Source organism: Clostridium sp., from assembly GCF_047718555.1.
Lineage (GTDB): Bacteria > Bacillota > Clostridia > Clostridiales > Clostridiaceae > Clostridium_I.
Genome location: NZ_JBDNRK010000050.1, coordinates 1 through 18,325 on the forward strand (window position 1 = coordinate 1; position 18,325 = coordinate 18,325).

The window sequence follows — 18,325 nt, forward strand, 5'->3', positions numbered from 1 at the left end:
CGATTTTGTGTGAATCGCTTTCGCTGTGTGCGTGGGAGACTTACGCCAAGTTAGTAAGGTTGAATTCAAATTATAAGAATTTTTTATTTTATAGTTTCAAACAATAATAAATCCCTACTGATTTCTCAATAGGGATTTATTAACACAGTAAGAATTACTATAAAATTTTTCATTTATTATTTATGCATTTTCAGATGTAACTTCACTACCATTATCCGGATGTTCCTCAACTGAAGCACCTTCATCCGCTATATCTCCACCACTTGCTCCAGTAACAGTGAGTACTATACTATTAAGATCATCTATAATAGATATTTCTGAACTTGCTTCAATGTCGGCTACTCTCAGCGAGTCACCAAAACTTAAATTTGATATATCTACATTTATATTCTTAGGTAAATTATCTGCTTCACATCTTATTTTTACACTATCCTTTGATTTTTGAAGTATGCCCCCAAACTTTCTTATACTATCTTCTCCCTTGAAAGTTAGTGGTACTTCAGTAACCAATTTACTGTTCTCGGACAATTCCTCCAAATCAATATGTAAAATTTTATGTTTTACTGCATCCTTCTGTATTTCCTTAATAAGAGTCTTATGCTTTTTACCATCTATATTTATATTTAGAATGCCATGTTCTCCATTACAGGTAACCTCTCTTTGCAGTTCCAATTCTCCTATTTCAAACAAAGTATTTTCTATATTCTTTCCATATAATATTCCTGGTACTAAGCCACTTCTTCTATTTTTCTTTGCAGCATGATTAGCAGATTTATTCCTAATATTTGCATTAATTAATTCCATAAATATCCCTCCCTATATTATCCTATTATTGACATATATTTTGCTAATTATACATCTATTATTCATTTAAAAATTCTTATCATTTATCATTAATTTTTATTGCAATTGGATAACCTTTAAACTATAATAAGTATTGTTTCAAAAGACCTATGTCAAGCCTTATTTTAAAAGACTTAGACTGTATTTATTGAAAGAAGGTGCTATGTAAAGTTGTATAAACTTAATCAAAATGAAACTCCTCTTTTTAATGCGCTAATGGAATACGTAAATAGAGATACTGTTCCCTTTCATGTACCTGGTCATAAAAAAGGTCAAGGTATGGACGAAGAATTTAAAAAGTTTATGGGTGAAAATCCTTTTAAAATTGATGTTACAGTGTTCAAATTAGTGGATAGTCTTCATCATCCTACTGGTCCAATAAAAAAAGCTCAGGAACTAGCTGCAGATGCCTATGGATCAAAAGCAGCCTATATATCTATCCATGGTACCTCAGGAGCTATAGAAGCTATGATTATGTCTGTAGTAAGTAATAATGATAAGATACTTATACCAAGAAATGTCCACAAATCAGTTACAGGTGGTATTATTTTAAGCGGAGCTGTCCCTGTATATATGCAGCCAGAACTTGATAAAGAGGTAGGTATTGCTCATGGAGTTTCACCTGAAACTGTGGAAAAAACCTTAAGAGAAAATCCTGATGCAAAGGCTGTTTTAATAATTAATCCCACTTATTATGGCGTAGCTACAGACATAAAAAAAATCGCAAAAATTGTTCACAACTACAATATACCATTAATAGTTGATGAAGCTCATGGCCCACATCTTGGATTTAATGATAAATTACCTATATCTGCTATAAATGCAGGAGCAGATATGTGTGCTCAAAGCACTCACAAAATAATAGGTGCACTAACTCAGTGTTCACTGCTTCACGTATGCTCAGACAGAATAGATATGCATAGAGTTCAGCAGATTTTAAATATCATGCAGACTACTTCACCTTCTTATATTTTAATGGCATCTCTCGATTGTGCCAGAAGACAGATAGCTTTACATGGTAAAGAACTTCTTGATTATGCAATAGATCTCTGTAGTTACACTAGAAACGAAATAAATAAAATCCCTGGATTTTATTGCTTTGGAAAAGAAATTCTTCAAGACAATGGTGCCTATGCCTTCGATCCCACAAAGGTAACTATAACCTGCAGAGATCTAGGTATCACAGGCTATGATTTAGATATGATTCTTTCTAATGAATATCATATTCAAATGGAATTATCTGATTTATATAATGTCTTAATAGTAGGCTCCTTTGGAGATACAAAAGAAAATATGGATTATTTGATAAGGGTTTTAAAGGAAATAAGTAAAAAGTATTATGGAAAGGGAGATAAGAAATCAGACTTCATCGATATTCCTCCTATACCAGAGCAAATCTTAATTCCTAGAGAAGCTTTTAATAGTACTAAAGTTCCTGTTCCAATAAATGAAAGCATAGGAATGATAAGCGGAGAATTTTTAATGGCTTATCCACCAGGTATTCCTGTACTATGCCCTGGCGAAATCATAACTAAGGAAATAGTAGACTATGTAAGACGACTTAAAGCTACAGGTCTTTACGTTCAAGGAACAGAGGATCCAGAAGTCGAGATAATAAAAGTGGTTAAGGTGTAATTTAAGGAAATGACGAACCAAACTTTCTCAAGTTGAAAATGAAAATCAAAAAAATTACATCCCTGGGATAAATTTATACTGCATAAAAATAAACACTACCAAATTTATTTAGGAAATAAACTTGATAGTGCTTTTTTATTTTGAATAATTTTATAATAATTCGTCTAAATCAACTGCTATTTTATATTATATGACATCTATCAAATGAGTTTCTTTTGTAGAAATTCTACTTTAACTCCACTACAGTTACACCAGCGCCGCCTTCGCCATAATTTCCAAGCCTATAGCTTTTAATATGGTGATGCCTTTTTAACATGTCAGTGATAACATTTCTAAGTACTCCTGTGCCCTTACCATGAATAACCGTTACAGCTTTAAGTCCGGCAATATAGGCTTCATCTAAATATTTATCCACGCTGTACATTGCCTCTTCTCCATCCATTCCTCTCAGATCAATAGAGGAATCAACCTGCCTTAAATTTAATTTAGCTTCTCTTTTTCTTATCTTTTTTAATTCTTTATTACTGTCATTATTGATTTTTTCCTTTGTAAGGTTTTCAAGCTTTACACTTATCTTCATTATTCCAGCCTGTATTTGTACTTCACCCTTACTATCAGGCTGTGAAAGTACAATTCCCTTCATATTCAAAGAGGGTATATATACTTCCTCCCCTTCTTTCACGCTGGTTAACCCTTTATGTTTTTGTGAATTGCTATATGCGTTTTCTTCCACATTTTCAAGACTTTCCTTAAGTCTCATTCTCTCTTTTTCAAGCTTTGCCCTTGTTTCTGAAGAATAACCCATTCTCTCCAGTTCTCTAATATTTTTTAATATTTCATCGGCCTCTTCTTTAGCCTCAGCAATAATATTTTTAGCTTCCCTTCTTCCCTCATTTAAGACTTTCTCTCTAGTAGAATTTAATGAATAAAGTTTTTCTTCATATTTTTCTTTGAATTTCTCTGCTTCAAGCTTTAACATTTCTGACTTTCTGGCATTTTCCTCAGCTTTTATACTTCTCTCCTGAAGAGTCTGAATAAGATCTTCAAACTTGAGAGTATCATTTGAAATACCCTTTCTTGCTTCATCAATTATATAATCTGGAAGTCCCAATCTCTTGGAAATTTCAAAGGCATTAGATTTTCCCGGTATTCCAATTAACAATCTATAGGTAGGTCTTAAAGTTTCCACATCAAATTCCACAGAAGCGTTTTCAACACCCTCAGTTTTTAGTGCATAAGCCTTAAGTTCACTGTAATGAGTTGTGGCCACCAGTTTTGTCTTTCTGCTCCTTAAATTTTCAAGAATAGATACTGCCAGTGCTGCTCCTTCCGTAGGATCTGTACCTGCTCCCAATTCGTCAAAAAGCACCAGAGAACTGGAATCCGCTTTTCCCATAATATGAACTATGTTGGTCATATGAGATGAAAAAGTAGATAGACTTTGTTCAATGCTCTGCTCATCGCCAATATCTGCAAATACCTCCTTAAAGAAGCTTACAGTTGAATTTTCTCTTGCTGGTATAAGTATGCCGCTCATAGCCATAAGCTCCAGAAGTCCTACAGTTTTAAGAGTAACTGTTTTTCCACCAGTGTTTGGTCCCGTTACTACTAAAGAGGTAAATTCACGACCTAAATATACATCAAGTGCTACTACTTTTTCCGGATTTATCAATGGATGTCTTCCCTGAACTATATCAATTATTCCATTGTCATTGATTCCCGGACGTATAGCATTTATTTCACCGGCATATCTTGCCTTTGCAAATATAAAATCAAGCTCATAGACAATCTTTGCATTATTTTCCACCAGCACTATATTCTCATAAATTTTTTGTGATAGTTCCTCAAGTATTCTATTTATCTCTGCCTTTTCCTTAAGCATGATTTCTTTTATCTCATTGTTTAAATTTACAAGGCCCATAGGCTCAATAAATAAAGTAGCTCCAGAAGAGCTTTGGTCATGCACAAGTCCCGGAACCTGTGCTTTATATTCGGCCTTTACAGGAATAACATATCTGTCACCTCTAATAGTATAAATATTCTCTTGAAGAAAATTTGAATAAGCTCTTACAAGAGAATTAACTTTATTTTTTACAGATGCTGTTTTATCCCTAAGAGATTTTCTTATATTGAACAGTGCAGTGCTTGCCCTATCTGATATCTCTTCTTCTCCTATGATAGCATTGAATATGGCATTTTCCAGTGTTCTTAGTGGTACAATTCCTTCGCATATATCTTCTATTACTGGGAAACTTTCCTCCTCCTCATTATGAACTACATACTCCTTAAATCTTCTTGCGCATTTTTGTATATTGGCTATTTTTAAAAGCTGCACAGGCATGAGGGTAGACCCTTTACCTGCCCTGCTTATTCCCTCTCTTGCATCATAAGCCCCTTCAAAGGGTGCAGAACCTTTTTTATTGAGAAGCTTAGAAGCCTCTTCTGTTTCTTCTAAGTGTTCCTTCATTTCAAATATATTTTCATAGGGCTTAAGATCATCTATAATATCTTTAGCCGCACTGGTCTGTGTAAACTTTTTTATTTCTTCTTTAATTTTATAATATTCCAGTACTCTTAAAGCCTTTTCGTTCAATACTATTCAACTCCTCGCTTATAATGTCCCCGTGTAAATTTTTCTGATTCATTTTCAAATTTTCCTGATTCATAAGCTTTTAAAACTTTTATAACTTCTTCCTTATTTTCATCTATAAAATCTATTCTGTGACTAATATCTCCCAGGTTATTTATATCCTTCAAATTTGAAATTAAATTTAAGGACATTGAATTGTATATGTGACTTCTACAGAACCGATCAGTTTTCACTATAAATTCTTCACCTTTTCTGTCTTTAAGTTTAAATTCTCCATTAACACACTTATTATTACAATTTGCTTCAGTACATTTTCCTCCAAAAGTACTGCCTATAGGACAATACTCACTTACCATAAGTTCCAGCTTCCCATAAACAAGTATACCACAGGGTATAGGTGAACTCTTCACAATTTTAATCATCTCATTTCTATTTAGTTCTGTACTTATATAGCTTCCATCCAAATCTCTACTATAAAAATCCAAAGCATATTTATTAAATATATTCAGCTTATAGTCTCCTATTATACGTAGTTTTCCTCTGTATTTATTTATAATTCCTGCATTAGCTGTAACAATTCCTCTAATTTTATGAATATTATCATCTATAAAGCCGCATATGACATTAAATTCTTCTTTAATTATATTTGGAATCTTTAAATAAACCTCTATGTTTTCAATATTTTCTATATTTATATCAGATCTTTTTCCGAAATAATTTATCGCAATAGTTTTTATTCCTGCTTCAATACACCCATTAAGCTGCTCTAAATTTTCTACAGAGACCATAAGTTTCTCCATTGATCTATGAGTCTTTTCTTCTCTGTTAAAATCAATTACTTTATTGAAAATCCTCTTATTTTTACCACACTGATATTTTACAATTTCATCTATCAAACTTCGCCTTGCAGAATTTATAGAAGACAAGGGCAGAAAGCCCTCTTCATAATCTGTAAAATCAATATTTTCAATGTTAAAAGGAGTGTTACCTGTTTTTATTAAATTCTCCTCTAATTTTATTCTTTCCAGCGGTCTCTTTATCGCCTTTTGAACTATGTCTCCACTAATTTTAAAAACTTCTCCCTCATAACTGCAAATGATTTTAAAAGGCTCATTAATTTTAAATTTACATTGAATATCTATATTAATTTTTTTACCATAAGAATCTTTAAAACTATAGTTTAATTCATCCAGCAGATTTACATCTGAGGTTTTATACAATTTATCAAAGGCAGCATAAGACTCAGGAATAAGCCTTACCCCATCTCCTCTACGAGCACTTTTAACAGATAAACCTTTTTTTAAAATTTTTTCTACTAAAAATCCATCATCATTAACTCTTATACCATCTTTTACACTTAGATCCTCCTCTAAAGTAACAGTGAAATCCTTATTCACACTGCCTAAAAATAAACCTGTGTTCTTAGGAAAGGAATATGACATCATATTCCTGCCAACATTTCCAAACATATATGCCTTAGAAAAACCTTCTCTATTAAAAAGCTGCTTAAGTTTTCTAATCTCTGATGGATAATCAAACTCACTATTGTTATAGACACTATCAATAGCCTTTCTGTATATGCCTACTACTCCTGCCACATATTCCGGCCGCTTCATCCTGCCTTCAATCTTCAGTGATGATGTTCCGCTTCTAATTATCTCTTCTATATTGTCAACCGTACATATATCTTTAGGACTTAATATATACCCCTTAAATTCTTCATTGTTATTTTCATTAAAAATAGTATAGGGAAGTCTGCAGGGCTGAGCACATCGTCCACGGTTGCCGCTTCTTCCTCCGATAATACTGCTCATAAGACATTGCCCTGAGTAGCATATACAAAGAGCTCCATGTATAAATATTTCTGTTTCTATATTTAAATCCTTGGAAATGTATTCTACTTCCCTAACACTTAATTCTCTTGACAATACTATTCTGTGAAAGCCTAAATTTTTAAAATATTTAGCTCCTTCTCCATTATGTATAGTCATTTGAGTAGATCCATGAAGCTCAAAATCAGGGAAATTTTTTCTTACTAAATAAGCTAAACCTGTATCCTGAATTATCAGTGCATCTACTCCTATTATATATAAAAATTTAATATATTCTATTATGTCTTTTATTTCGCTATCTTTTACTAAGGTATTCACAGTTACATATACTTTAACTCCATAAATATGGCAATAATCTACTGCCTCTACAATTTGCTTATCATCAAAATTAAAGGCATAGGCTCTTGCTGAAAATCTACTTCCTCCTAAATAAACTGCATCTGCTCCATTTTGTACTGCTGCGTAAAGACTTTCCATACTACCGCAGGGAGCAAGTAGTTCTGTTTTTTTCATTTTCATCTCTCCTAAGGCATATTCAAATAAATAGATAGTCCTATTTTAAATCCTGCTGCGTTAGCAAAATCCTCAAATAACTCATTATCCTGATCATCTGTTTCTTCGTATAATTCAAAATGCACGTGGCATCTTTTACTTATTATTTTCATATGGCTAAAATATTCTGCCTTTTATTATACAACAAAATATGCATATTTAAAAATAAATTACTAACATTAAAATTGCCACAACATAGTATGTACTAAAGAAACTATACTTTCTTTTATTTTACAGGGAGGCTTTCAAATAATTAGGAGAGGATATTATGGAAGTATGCGATGACAAATATATTATGGTTATTGCTTCTAACAGTCAAGCAACCTATTTATACAATGAACTAATGAAAAAAGAAATAAATGTAGAATTTATTTCAACTCCAGCCAAAATTTCCTCTGGCTGCAGTAAGTCTATAATTTTTAATGCTAAAGATAAAGAAGAAATTGTGCTTGAGATTAAAAATACTAAAGTAAAAATTGATAGTATATATAATATAGTTAAGAACGAGAAAGATTATGATTATATAAAAATTCAATAATAGATGTTTGTCTTTTGAATTTATAAAAATTTGGCTTTTGGACATTCTCCAATAGCCTTTTCTTATAATTTTCTATACTATAAAACAACTAAAAAAATGTTATCAATATTTCTATTCTAAAAAACTAAATTAGAGATTAATTTCATGTTCTAGTGTATTACAGTTTGAAATTGTAAACAAACTAGAAGTTTAAATTAATAATGGGAAAGCCTACCAACGGTAGGCTTATTTTGTTATGCTCCTTTTTAAGGTGCCTCTAAATAGTTTTTAGGACGGCGCCATTAATTTAATTATTATCATATATATTTTTAATTATATTTATTAAAGTTTCTATATCTTTAGTTGTATTAAAATATCCCAGACTTATTCTAACTGTTCCATATCTTTCAGTTCCGATTACATTATGGATAAGGGGAGCACAATGATACCCTGTTCTAACAGCAATATCATTTTTATTTAGAAGATATCCTACTTTTGTACTATCTATACCATCTATATTTATAGATACTACTGCGCATCTATTTTCAGTTGAATTTAATCCATATATTTTTATATAAGAAAGCTTTTTTAATTCACTTAAGAGATACTCCGTTAAATGTTCTTCATGTTTATAAATATTTTCTATTCCTATCCTTCTTATAAACTTTATTCCTTCATTTAGTCCTGCAATTCCAGGTGTGTTTAACGTACCACTTTCAAATTTATCTGGTAAAAAATCTGGTTGTTCCATGGAACTGGAGTTACTTCCTGTACCTCCATCAATAAAGTTATCTAGATTAACTCCATCTCGTATAAAAAGTCCCCCTGTACCTTGAGGGCCAAGAAGTCCTTTATGGCCTGGAAATGCTAACAAATCTATATTATCTTTATCTACATCAATAGGAATTATACCTGCACTTTGTGAAGCATCTACCATGAATATTAATCCATTTTTTTTAGCTATTAATCCTATTTCCTCTATATTTTGAATTGTTCCCAACACATTTGATGCATGATTTATTATAATAGCTTTAGTATTGCTTTTTATACTGTTGTTTAATTCTTTCCTATCTATAAATCCATATTCATCTACCTTTATTAAAGTAACTTCCACACCTTGATTTTTCAAATAATTCAGTGGTCTAAGCACAGAATTATGTTCAATTTCCGTACTTATAACATGATCACCTTTCTTGATTATACCTTTTATGCCTATATTTAGTGATTCTGTAGCATTACAAGTAAAAATTACATCAAAAGGATTATCTATATTAAAAAGAGAACTTAGCTCTTGTCTTGTTTCTGCGATTTTTAATGATGCTTGTATGGACATATCATGTGAACTACGTCCAGGATTGGCAGCATAATTTTTCATACAATTTAATATTTCATCATAAACCTCATTGGGCTTAGGAAAAGAAGTAGCGGCATTATCTAAATATATCATATAAAATCCCTCCAGAACTTATTTTGTCCTATAATTAATATATGCATGAAAAAAATATTTTACATTGATATATGACTATTATTTTTTTATTCAAAAACTATGACACAATACTATAAATTTAATATTATATTATTATAGGTAAATAATTTAGATCATTTTAGAGGAGTGATTATTAAATTGAAAGATCTAACTAAATCAATAACAGAAATAGATAAATCAACCAATGAGCAAATAGCTATTGGATTAAGTCAAGATGAAAAGAATGAATTACTAGCCATGCTGAAATCAGTTGATACACAATATGATACAACACCATATAATAATATTATTGATTTTGAAAATTGTGTAAGTATTCCAAGTAAAATTCAAGTATTACCTCAAACTCGTGAATTTGTTTTCGAAAGTTGTTTAACCTGTACAACAGGTCAACCTGTAACAGTACCAATTGCACCCGACGATTATCCTGGTCCAACTATGTGCACTTTATTTCCAATAAAAATTATTGGATGCATTCAGTATATTGCAATTGCAGATGTATTTTTCAATAGTGGACACTTTATAGAATCTGATAACAATGACAGAACTCCTATATCGCTCTGTTCTACAGCACTAATACCTTCAGCACCACCAAAAACAAGTGGTATATCAGTTCAAGGATCTGTCTTCGTTGATACAATAGTAGGTTACACGGCAAGTTCAAGTACATGCAGCAATCCTATACCTTGTGATGCAATTTCAGTTTGTCTTGATCCATTTACAGTATCTGGTGAAAAAATTTTATTTAGCGGTAAATTTATACTGCCAATAACAACCAATTGTGGAGATATACCTAGTTGTTCACCAACAGCTTTCCCTATACCATAAATAGTATTACGAATCAATCAAAGCAGTATTTACTTATGGTTTAAAGACATAGCTTATGTGTTTCACAAATAAGCTATAAAGTATATATCAGTCCTTGCTTTGTGCAGGGACTAATTTTGATTAACAGTTTTACTTTAGTTTAGTATGGTATGTTAAATTTTTCAAAAAAGTAATTATCATCAAATTTTCTTTTTTTTAAATATTTTGTCCTTTGAAACATTATCAAATGAAAATTTTTCTTAATAAATTTCGCTGCTTCATCAAAAAAGGGGTCAAATTTTAATATTGCTATTGTTTTTGCAATTCTCTTATTATTAAAATGTAAATAAGTCATACATAATGTATTATAGGTTACATTAACTGGCATCATCTCATATGGAAACTTTTTCCTAAATAAATGTTCAATCTTTACAACCGGATTTACTACAATTCTATAGCCGTAAAGCCACAATTTTAAACATATCTCTTCATCTTCTCTCCCCCAGACCTGGAAAAAATGATCGAAACCATCAACATTTTCAAATACATCTTTCTTTACGCCAAAAGCACAACCACATGCAATCGGTATTTCAGTTATATCTTCAGGCTTCTTCAAAATCCACTTAAGTTTTAAATTTTCAGTCCAATTCTCTCCATATCCCTTTTCAGTTATATTTTGCATATTACAAATACAGGGTGCAACCAAATCTGCCTTATTATTTTTCATTGTATTAATTAGATTATCCAGCCAATAATCAGTAACTTTTACATGTGCATCTAAGAAAAAAAGATAACCTCCTTTTGCTATTTCTGCTCCAGCATTTTTAGCACCTGCACATCCTAAATTTTTACTTTCAATTAATACAATATTATTATATTCATCCTTCTGTAGTTTTAAAAATTCTACACTATTATCCTCGGATCCATCGTCAACAAATATTATTTCATATATTGTTTTATTTTTCGACGCTTTAATTGAATCTAAAGTCATTTTTAAATTATTAATTTCATTTTTACATGGAATGATAACCGAAGCTTCTATTATATCCAAATTATCCAAAACTTTTACTCCTTTTTATAACTATAATAATTATTATACATTATACTTTTACAAATATTACTATATTATAATGATTTAAAAGTGAATATTAAATTTATTGAAAAAATAGTCATCGCTATATATACATTCTCTTAGAAATTTTTCTCTTTGAATAAAAATTTTATCTATATTATCTCTTATTTTATCCATAGACATTGAAAAGCTTCTATAATTTTTGTAAATATTAATAAGTTTACTGTATCTTTTCTTATTAAAAAAACATAATCCTAAACAAAGTGTATTATAAACAAAATCAAATTCTTTTATTTTATATGGATGTTTTTTTCTAAAAAGGTGAGTAACCTGTATTTTGGGGTTTAGAAAAATTTTAAATCCATAAAGCCAAGCTTTCATGCATATTTCTTGGTCTTCCAAACCGTAACCTTTAAATAATTTATTATAACCGCCTATCTTTTCAAAAGCACTTTTAATGACAAATAGTGAAGTACCTGATGCAATTGGTACTTCACTATTTCCATGTGGTTTGTTGACTAACCAAGTGAACTGAAGTTTTTCATTCCATGTAGCTCCGTAACCTACTGAATTTGAATTGTACATATCCACAACTGTTGTAGTAGCAAAATCTGCATTATTATTAACTAGTGTATTAACTAAACCATCAAAACAGTGTTCTTGAATTTTAATATGGCCATCACAAAAAAATAGATACTTTCCTCTTGCCTTTGAAGCACCAGCATTTCTTGCCATGCCTGGTCCTTTATTATTAATATGAATAGAAGTAAAATTTCTAAAATTTATTTTATTCATATACAATTCTAGCTTTTCTACACATAAATCATTAGATGCATCATCTACAGCAATTATTTCAATACTTAAATCAGTTTTAGAATTTAATATTGAATCTACCGTTGATATTAAGTTATTACCTTCATTTTTACATGGTATTATTATTGAAACATCAATAATTTTATGATTTTCTTTCCCTTCTATAACCAAGTTTTAATCCCACCTTTCATTTTTATATTTGCATATAAAATACATTAAACACTTCTACAATTAGCTATTTACAGCCTATCACTATAAGTTATGTACAAAACTAATCTATTATGATTTTAGCTTTATTTTATATATAACAAAATACCTATTCATATTATACTTTGTATATAAATAGGCATTTCTTAATAGTTACTATAAACAGAGTTCTTTGCTTCAGATGGAATTTTTTTCTCCATCTGAAACTTAGAAATCGTTATCCAGGGACGTAGCAGCCGTTATCTCCCACTTTGATAGAAAAGTAGATAGCCAAAATCTTCGATTTTGTGCGAATCACTTTCACAAAGTGCGATGGGAGTATTACGGATGGTAGTCATCGGATAAATTTCTTTTTCAATTATTTATTGTTAACCGTATTAATGTTTTATTTAGTAGTAGATCTATTTTATATAACTACATAGGATTCAAAATCACTTGTATTTGATATTATTTTACACTCTGATAAAAGCTCCTTAGAGCTTATTTTCCACGTATGATCTTGCATATCTTTGTGCTTCATATAAACAAAATTATATCTATCACCGGCGAACATTTTTATACCTTTTTCATTACAGCGCTCATAAAGATACGTATCTTCACCTAAATTAACATTTCCAAACTTCACTTCATTAAATACTGATTTTTTTAATAAAATAGTACCTCCCTGTAACCATGAAGTGGTATATTTATTTTCTATACTAGGAGCATTTAAGGCTAATATATTAAATTCTTCAAAATATACAAAATGTGCTGCTTTACCAATTACCTGTGCATCAGTATATTCAAATATATTCATTGAATCCAGCAAATAGTTTGCACCGTAATAATCATCATCATCCATTTTAGCTATATAATCATATTTTGCTTGTTTTACACAAAAATTTAAGCACTCCCCTAAAGTAACATTTTCATCAATTTGAAATATTCTGACATTATTAAAGTCTTTAAATTTATTATTACAATATTCTTTATCTATTTTATTATTATTTAAAACAATTATTAATTCTTTAATTGCGTAATTAATTCTCATAAAATTATTATATACATTATCTAAATATTTAGTTTTATTTGTTGTCATAATTATTGAAACTCCTGGCTTATGAAAATATTGTAATTTATTTCTTACCTTATTAATACATATACGGTACTCATTAATATAATACATTTTATGAAAACCTCCAAATATTTAAAAAAAGTTTTTATTCAATAGTCTATTTCTATCATTAATTGCTAACTGATAAATAAATAGATATCGTTCGGTCATTTTATCAGAAGAAAACTTATTTTCTACATATGCTCTCATTGATTTTGGACTGGGAAATAATTGATTTTTACACTTATATGCCATTTCTTCAAATGTATCACATAGCAAATCTGGGAAGCCCTCTAAAACTTCAGGTATTCCCCCTCTAGGAAGTGCCAATACTGGTGTACCACATGCCATTGCTTCAATAATAACAAGTCCAAAAGGCTCTTCCCAAGTGGATGGAAATAACACACATTTAGCATGTTTTATCAGTTTTTGTTTTTCTGCACCTTTAACAAAGCCAACATATTTAATTTTTTCATTATTTTTAATTCTAGGTTCTATTTCATTTTTATAATAACCATCATCAAAAAGCGGACCTGCTATAATCAATTTTTCATTATTCTTTTCACAAACAGTTAATGCATGATGTAAGCCTTTTTCAGTACATATTCTTCCTAAAAATAAATTATAATTCTCTTTTTTCTCGCTAAATTCAAAATCCTCTACATTAATTCCATTATATATATAGAATCCCTTATTATTAGCAAACACCTCACGTGCTTTTTTACAAACATAAACATTAAATTTACTTAATGAATCATCAATCCAATGAATTGTACTAACTGTTGGAAAAAGTATTTTTTTTGATGCACGATTAAAATTTGCAGTGTGATCATGAATAATATCAATATTATTAGGCATTGTTTCTAGTACATAATCCACCAATTCGTCTGGGCTTTGATACTTTTTCCTATATGGTATTATATGGGCACTACTTTCGCTGCCTTCTGGAGCATAAAGATATACCTCATGGCCTTTCTTAACTAAATTTTCAGTCAATATATAAACTAACATTTCTGTTCCTGCATAATTAGGAATAGGCTCGCGATCTAAAGCAATTTGTACTATCTTCATTTCTATAAAACACCTCATTAGATATTCTTTAATTTCCAAATACTTTCATTAATTTCATTACAAATTATTATAATTCACTTATTCATCTAATATATTATATTATATTAAATTATGTAAACATTTGTGCTAGGTTTACAAATATCATTATTTGAATTTTATTACATAAAAATAAAGTGCCTATTATAAAATAGGCAATACTAAGTTTTTATTCAATAGTTTATTTCTATCATTAATTGCTAACTGATAAATAAATAGATATCGTTCGGTCATTTTATCAGAAGAAAACTTATTTTCTACATATGCTCTCATTGATTTTGGACTGGGAAATAATTGATTTTTACACTTATATGCCATTTCTTCAAATGTATCACATAGCAAATCTGGGAAGCCCTCTAAAACTTCAGGTATTCCCCCTCTAGGAAGTGCCAATACTGGTGTACCACATGCCATTGCTTCAATAATAACAAGTCCAAAAGGCTCTTCCCAAGTGGATGGAAATAACACACATTTAGCATGTTTTATCAGTTTTTGTTTTTCTGCACCTTTAACAAAGCCAACATATTTAATTTTTTCATTATTTTTAATTCTAGGTTCTATTTCATTTTTATAATAACCATCATCAAAAAGCGGACCTGCTATAATCAATTTTTCATTATTCTTTTCACAAACAGTTAATGCATGATGTAAGCCTTTTTCAGCACATATTCTTCCTAAAAATAAATTATAATCCTCTTTTTTCTCGCTAAATTCAAAATCTTCTACATTAATTCCATTATATATATAGAATCCCTTATTATTAGCAAACGTCTTACGTGCTCTTTTAGAGACATACACATTAAATTTACCTGAAGAATTATCAGGCCAATGAATTGTACTAACTGTTGGTAGAGGTATTTTCTTACTTGAATGATTAATATAAATACTATTATCATGAACAATATCAATATTACTAGGAATTGTTTTTAATACATAATCAACTAGTTCATCTGAACTTTGATATTTTTTCCTATAATATATAATGTGAGCACTACTATAACTACCTTCTGGAGCATAAAGATAGACTTCGTGCCCTCTCTTAATTAAATTTTCACCCAGTGTATAAACAGCTCTTTCTGTTCCGGCATAATTGGGAAGCGGATGAACATCCTGAGAAATCAGCACTATCTTCATTTCTATAAATCACCTCATAATGTTAAAAATTTAAGCCTATGAATAATTTTAAAACTTTTATTTTACTAGTATGTCAGTACTAAATTTTATTAATGTAAAAAACTTTTATAAAATAGTTTTTTATTTCTATCATTAATTGCTAATTGATAAACAAAGAGATATCGTTCAGCCATTTTGTCAGCGGAAAATTTATTTTCTACGCACTTTCTTAATGACCTATAACTTGGAAATAATTCATTTTTACATTTGTACGCCATTTCCTCAACTGTATTACATAATAAATTTGGAAAATCTTCTAAGATCTCAGATATACCACCATTAGGAAACGCTAATACTGGTGTGCCACAAGCCATTGCTTCAATAATAACAATACCAAACAGCTCCCAAATAGATGGAAACAATACACATTTCGCATATTTTAGTAATTTTTGTTTTTCTTTACCTTTAACAAAACCAACATATTTAACTTTTTTATTATTCTTAATTCTAGGTTCTATTTCATTTTTATAATAACTCTCATCATACATAGGACCTGCAATTATCAATTTTTCATCATTTTTTTCACAAATAGTCAGTGCATCATGCAAGCCCTTTTCAGCACATATTCTCCCTATAAATAAATTATAATCTTCTTTTTCCTCGCTAAATTCATAATCATCTACATTAATACCATTATATATATAAAATCCTTTATTGTTTCCATAAATTTCGCGTGCTTTTTTACTTACATGTACACAAAATTTACTTGAAGTATAATCCCAATAATGAATCGTGCTAACTGTAGGAACTGCTATTTCCTTTTTTAAACTATTAATACTTAGACTATGATCATGAATAATATCAATATTATTAGGCATTGTTTTTAGTACATAGTCCACCAATTCTTCTGAACTTTGATATTGTTGTTTAAAATTTATAATTTGAGCACTGCTTTTACTACCCTCTGGAGCATAGAGATATACCTCATGTCCTTTATTAACTAAAGTTTCAGTTAATATATAAACTAAAATTTCTGTTCCAGCGTAATGTGGAATAGGGTACAAATTTGGAGCAATTTGCACAATCCTCATTTATATAAGTCACCTCACGTGATTAAAATTTAATAATAACTACTTAAATTTATATACTAATTTACTAAATTTTAACGTTTATTTTTTCACAGTTTATACAAAGTTTTAGCTTTACTATATTTATATGTATTAAAAAAAATTGTGTGAGTAAAATATAATATCTTTTTATGAATTAACTTTTACAAAAAAAGACTAAGTATACCGCTTAGTCTTTTTTATGCAAACAGATATAAAAATTAACTAATTTACATTTATTTCATCACAATATTTAATAGTTCAAATTATATACTTCAAATTCAGAAATACCAACATTATATCCTTCTGCCCTATCTACTGTAAGCTTAACCCAATCAAACGTTTTGGCTTTAAAGTCCACTATATATTGACTTCCATTATTAGGCAGAGATCCCACCGGTATTTCTGACCCATCACTAAAGGTTAAAGTTCCTCTTATTATATGATCATCAAAATTTGGTCTATCATATAAAATAATTCTATTAGCCTCAATTAGAGTTGGCCATGAAAGCTGAATCCATGCTCCAGACTTTTCTCCAAGTGTTGTCCATTCTTTATCATAAAAAGTAAACAAGCTATTTTCATAAGGGTAGCCTAAAATAATGCCATCAATAACATTAGTACAATATTGACCTGTATCCGTATTTTCTGAGGAAGCTTCTACTGTTGCATTATATGCTAAATTTGACATTTGTTTTTTCCAGAATACCTCATTACTCTTTATAAATCTTCTCCAGTATGCTGCATCATCTTCATATACATCAAAAGCTTTGCTTTTTAGATTGTTGCCTGACTCAATTGACGCATACATTTCATCAGGTACAGGAATTGACTCTCTAGAACACCATGAATATGGTGATGTTCTGTCCATGTGGCTTTCTATATTCAATACAGATTGCAAAGCATTTAAATTATTCTGAGGTAATCCTTCCTTATAAACCATATATTCATGAATTATTGGAGAATAATCTAATCTCTCCTTTAATTTCAATATTGCACTTATAACAAAAATTCCAGTTACAGAATGATCAGGATGATTTTCCATTGGAGATGGCATATAAATATCTTCAGGTAGATTATCTTCAATAACATCTAAGATATCATTAAAAATATTTTCTCTATTATATTCAGCATGAATTCCATATTTACTATAATGGTAATCGACTATTCCTATTTCAGGGAACCCATAAGTTTGATTGCCATAAGTCCCCGAAAAAATTTTTTCAGGATCATCTTTAGATAGATAAGCTGGTCCTAATACATCATGATCGCCATAACCTAAATATATAATATTTTCTTTACTAAGGCCAAGTAACGCCATTGAATTGATAGTTTTTTGTATACGGATTTTAGGATCACCATAATCACCAGTTGTAACCATAACTAATTTTGTAGTATTACTATTATTTATACATCTTCTTATAACTCCAGCACATGCTATTGTTTCATCATCTTCATGTGGAGAAAAAATCATTACTTTACTTTCATCACTTTCTATTGTTTGTTTTACATTTAAAAATTTTTTCAATTGTTTTAAAATTCCCCTTTCATATTA

The 18,325-nt window shown here is 29.8% G+C and carries 15 protein-coding genes; 3 read left to right on the forward strand and 12 right to left on the reverse strand.

Annotated features, from left to right (window positions below):
* Positions 1-180 precede the first annotated feature (180 nt).
* On the reverse strand, positions 181-804 hold the full coding sequence (locus ABF633_RS16190) for a 50S ribosomal protein L25 (RefSeq protein ID WP_415524929.1): 624 nt from the start codon (positions 802-804) through the stop codon (positions 181-183).
* Positions 805-1,014: 210 nt separating this feature from the next.
* On the opposite strand from ABF633_RS16190, the gene ABF633_RS16195 reads away from it, so the two are divergent.
* Positions 1,015-2,478 (forward strand): aminotransferase class I/II-fold pyridoxal phosphate-dependent enzyme, encoded by a 1,464-nt coding sequence (locus ABF633_RS16195; protein WP_415524930.1) that lies wholly within the window; start codon positions 1,015-1,017, stop codon positions 2,476-2,478.
* 226 nt (positions 2,479-2,704) lie between these two features.
* On the opposite strand, the gene ABF633_RS16200 is transcribed toward ABF633_RS16195, so the two are convergent.
* Genes ABF633_RS16200 through ABF633_RS16210 form a run of 3 tightly spaced genes read right to left on the reverse strand, consistent with a single transcriptional unit; the run spans position 2,705 to position 7,565 of the window.
* Positions 2,705-5,071, reverse strand: coding sequence for an endonuclease MutS2 (locus tag ABF633_RS16200; protein WP_415524931.1), 2,367 nt, complete (start codon positions 5,069-5,071; stop codon positions 2,705-2,707).
* Between the two features lie 2 nt (positions 5,072-5,073).
* Positions 5,074-7,413: a DUF3656 domain-containing U32 family peptidase gene (locus ABF633_RS16205; RefSeq protein ID WP_415524932.1), complete on the reverse strand. Its 2,340-nt coding sequence runs from the start codon at positions 7,411-7,413 to the stop codon at positions 5,074-5,076.
* A gap of 11 nt (positions 7,414-7,424) precedes the next feature.
* Positions 7,425-7,565: a hypothetical protein gene (locus ABF633_RS16210; protein WP_415524933.1), complete on the reverse strand. Its 141-nt coding sequence runs from the start codon at positions 7,563-7,565 to the stop codon at positions 7,425-7,427.
* A gap of 155 nt (positions 7,566-7,720) precedes the next feature.
* Between ABF633_RS16210 and ABF633_RS16215 the strand changes: the two genes are divergently transcribed.
* Positions 7,721-7,990, forward strand: coding sequence for a DUF3343 domain-containing protein (locus ABF633_RS16215; protein WP_415524934.1), 270 nt, complete (start codon positions 7,721-7,723; stop codon positions 7,988-7,990).
* 286 nt (positions 7,991-8,276) lie between these two features.
* Here ABF633_RS16215 and ABF633_RS16220 read toward each other — a convergent pair whose 3' ends face one another.
* Positions 8,277-9,416: an aminotransferase class V-fold PLP-dependent enzyme gene (locus tag ABF633_RS16220; RefSeq protein ID WP_415524935.1), complete on the reverse strand. Its 1,140-nt coding sequence runs from the start codon at positions 9,414-9,416 to the stop codon at positions 8,277-8,279.
* A 177-nt stretch (positions 9,417-9,593) separates the two neighbouring features.
* Here ABF633_RS16220 and ABF633_RS16225 point away from each other — a divergent pair, with 177 nt between their 5' ends.
* Complete coding sequence (locus tag ABF633_RS16225) at positions 9,594-10,280, forward strand: hypothetical protein (protein ID WP_415524936.1); 687 nt, start codon at positions 9,594-9,596, stop codon at positions 10,278-10,280.
* A gap of 139 nt (positions 10,281-10,419) precedes the next feature.
* On the opposite strand, the gene ABF633_RS16230 is transcribed toward ABF633_RS16225, so the two are convergent.
* The 7 genes from ABF633_RS16230 to ABF633_RS16260 form a co-directional block, all read right to left on the reverse strand.
* On the reverse strand, positions 10,420-11,319 hold the full coding sequence (locus ABF633_RS16230) for a glycosyltransferase (RefSeq protein WP_415524937.1): 900 nt from the start codon (positions 11,317-11,319) through the stop codon (positions 10,420-10,422).
* A gap of 75 nt (positions 11,320-11,394) precedes the next feature.
* Positions 11,395-12,315: a glycosyltransferase family 2 protein gene (locus tag ABF633_RS16235; protein WP_415524938.1), complete on the reverse strand. Its 921-nt coding sequence runs from the start codon at positions 12,313-12,315 to the stop codon at positions 11,395-11,397.
* 442 nt (positions 12,316-12,757) lie between these two features.
* The gene (locus ABF633_RS16240) at positions 12,758-13,516 is read right to left on the reverse strand and encodes a glycosyltransferase (protein ID WP_415524939.1); all 759 of its coding nucleotides are present in this window, start codon (positions 13,514-13,516) and stop codon (positions 12,758-12,760) included.
* A gap of 21 nt (positions 13,517-13,537) precedes the next feature.
* Positions 13,538-14,515 carry a glycosyltransferase family 4 protein gene (locus tag ABF633_RS16245; protein WP_415524940.1) on the reverse strand — a complete coding sequence of 326 codons (978 nt, stop codon included), beginning with the start codon at positions 14,513-14,515 and terminating at the stop codon, positions 13,538-13,540.
* Between the two features lie 180 nt (positions 14,516-14,695).
* Positions 14,696-15,685, reverse strand: a complete 990-nt coding sequence (locus ABF633_RS16250) for a glycosyltransferase family 4 protein (RefSeq protein ID WP_415524941.1) — start codon at positions 15,683-15,685, stop codon at positions 14,696-14,698.
* An 89-nt stretch (positions 15,686-15,774) separates the two neighbouring features.
* Positions 15,775-16,755: a glycosyltransferase gene (locus ABF633_RS16255; protein ID WP_415524942.1), complete on the reverse strand. Its 981-nt coding sequence runs from the start codon at positions 16,753-16,755 to the stop codon at positions 15,775-15,777.
* Positions 16,756-17,023: 268 nt separating this feature from the next.
* Positions 17,024-18,298, reverse strand: a complete 1,275-nt coding sequence (locus ABF633_RS16260) for a PIG-L deacetylase family protein (RefSeq protein ID WP_415524943.1) — start codon at positions 18,296-18,298, stop codon at positions 17,024-17,026.
* Between the last annotated feature and the right edge of the window lie 27 nt (positions 18,299-18,325).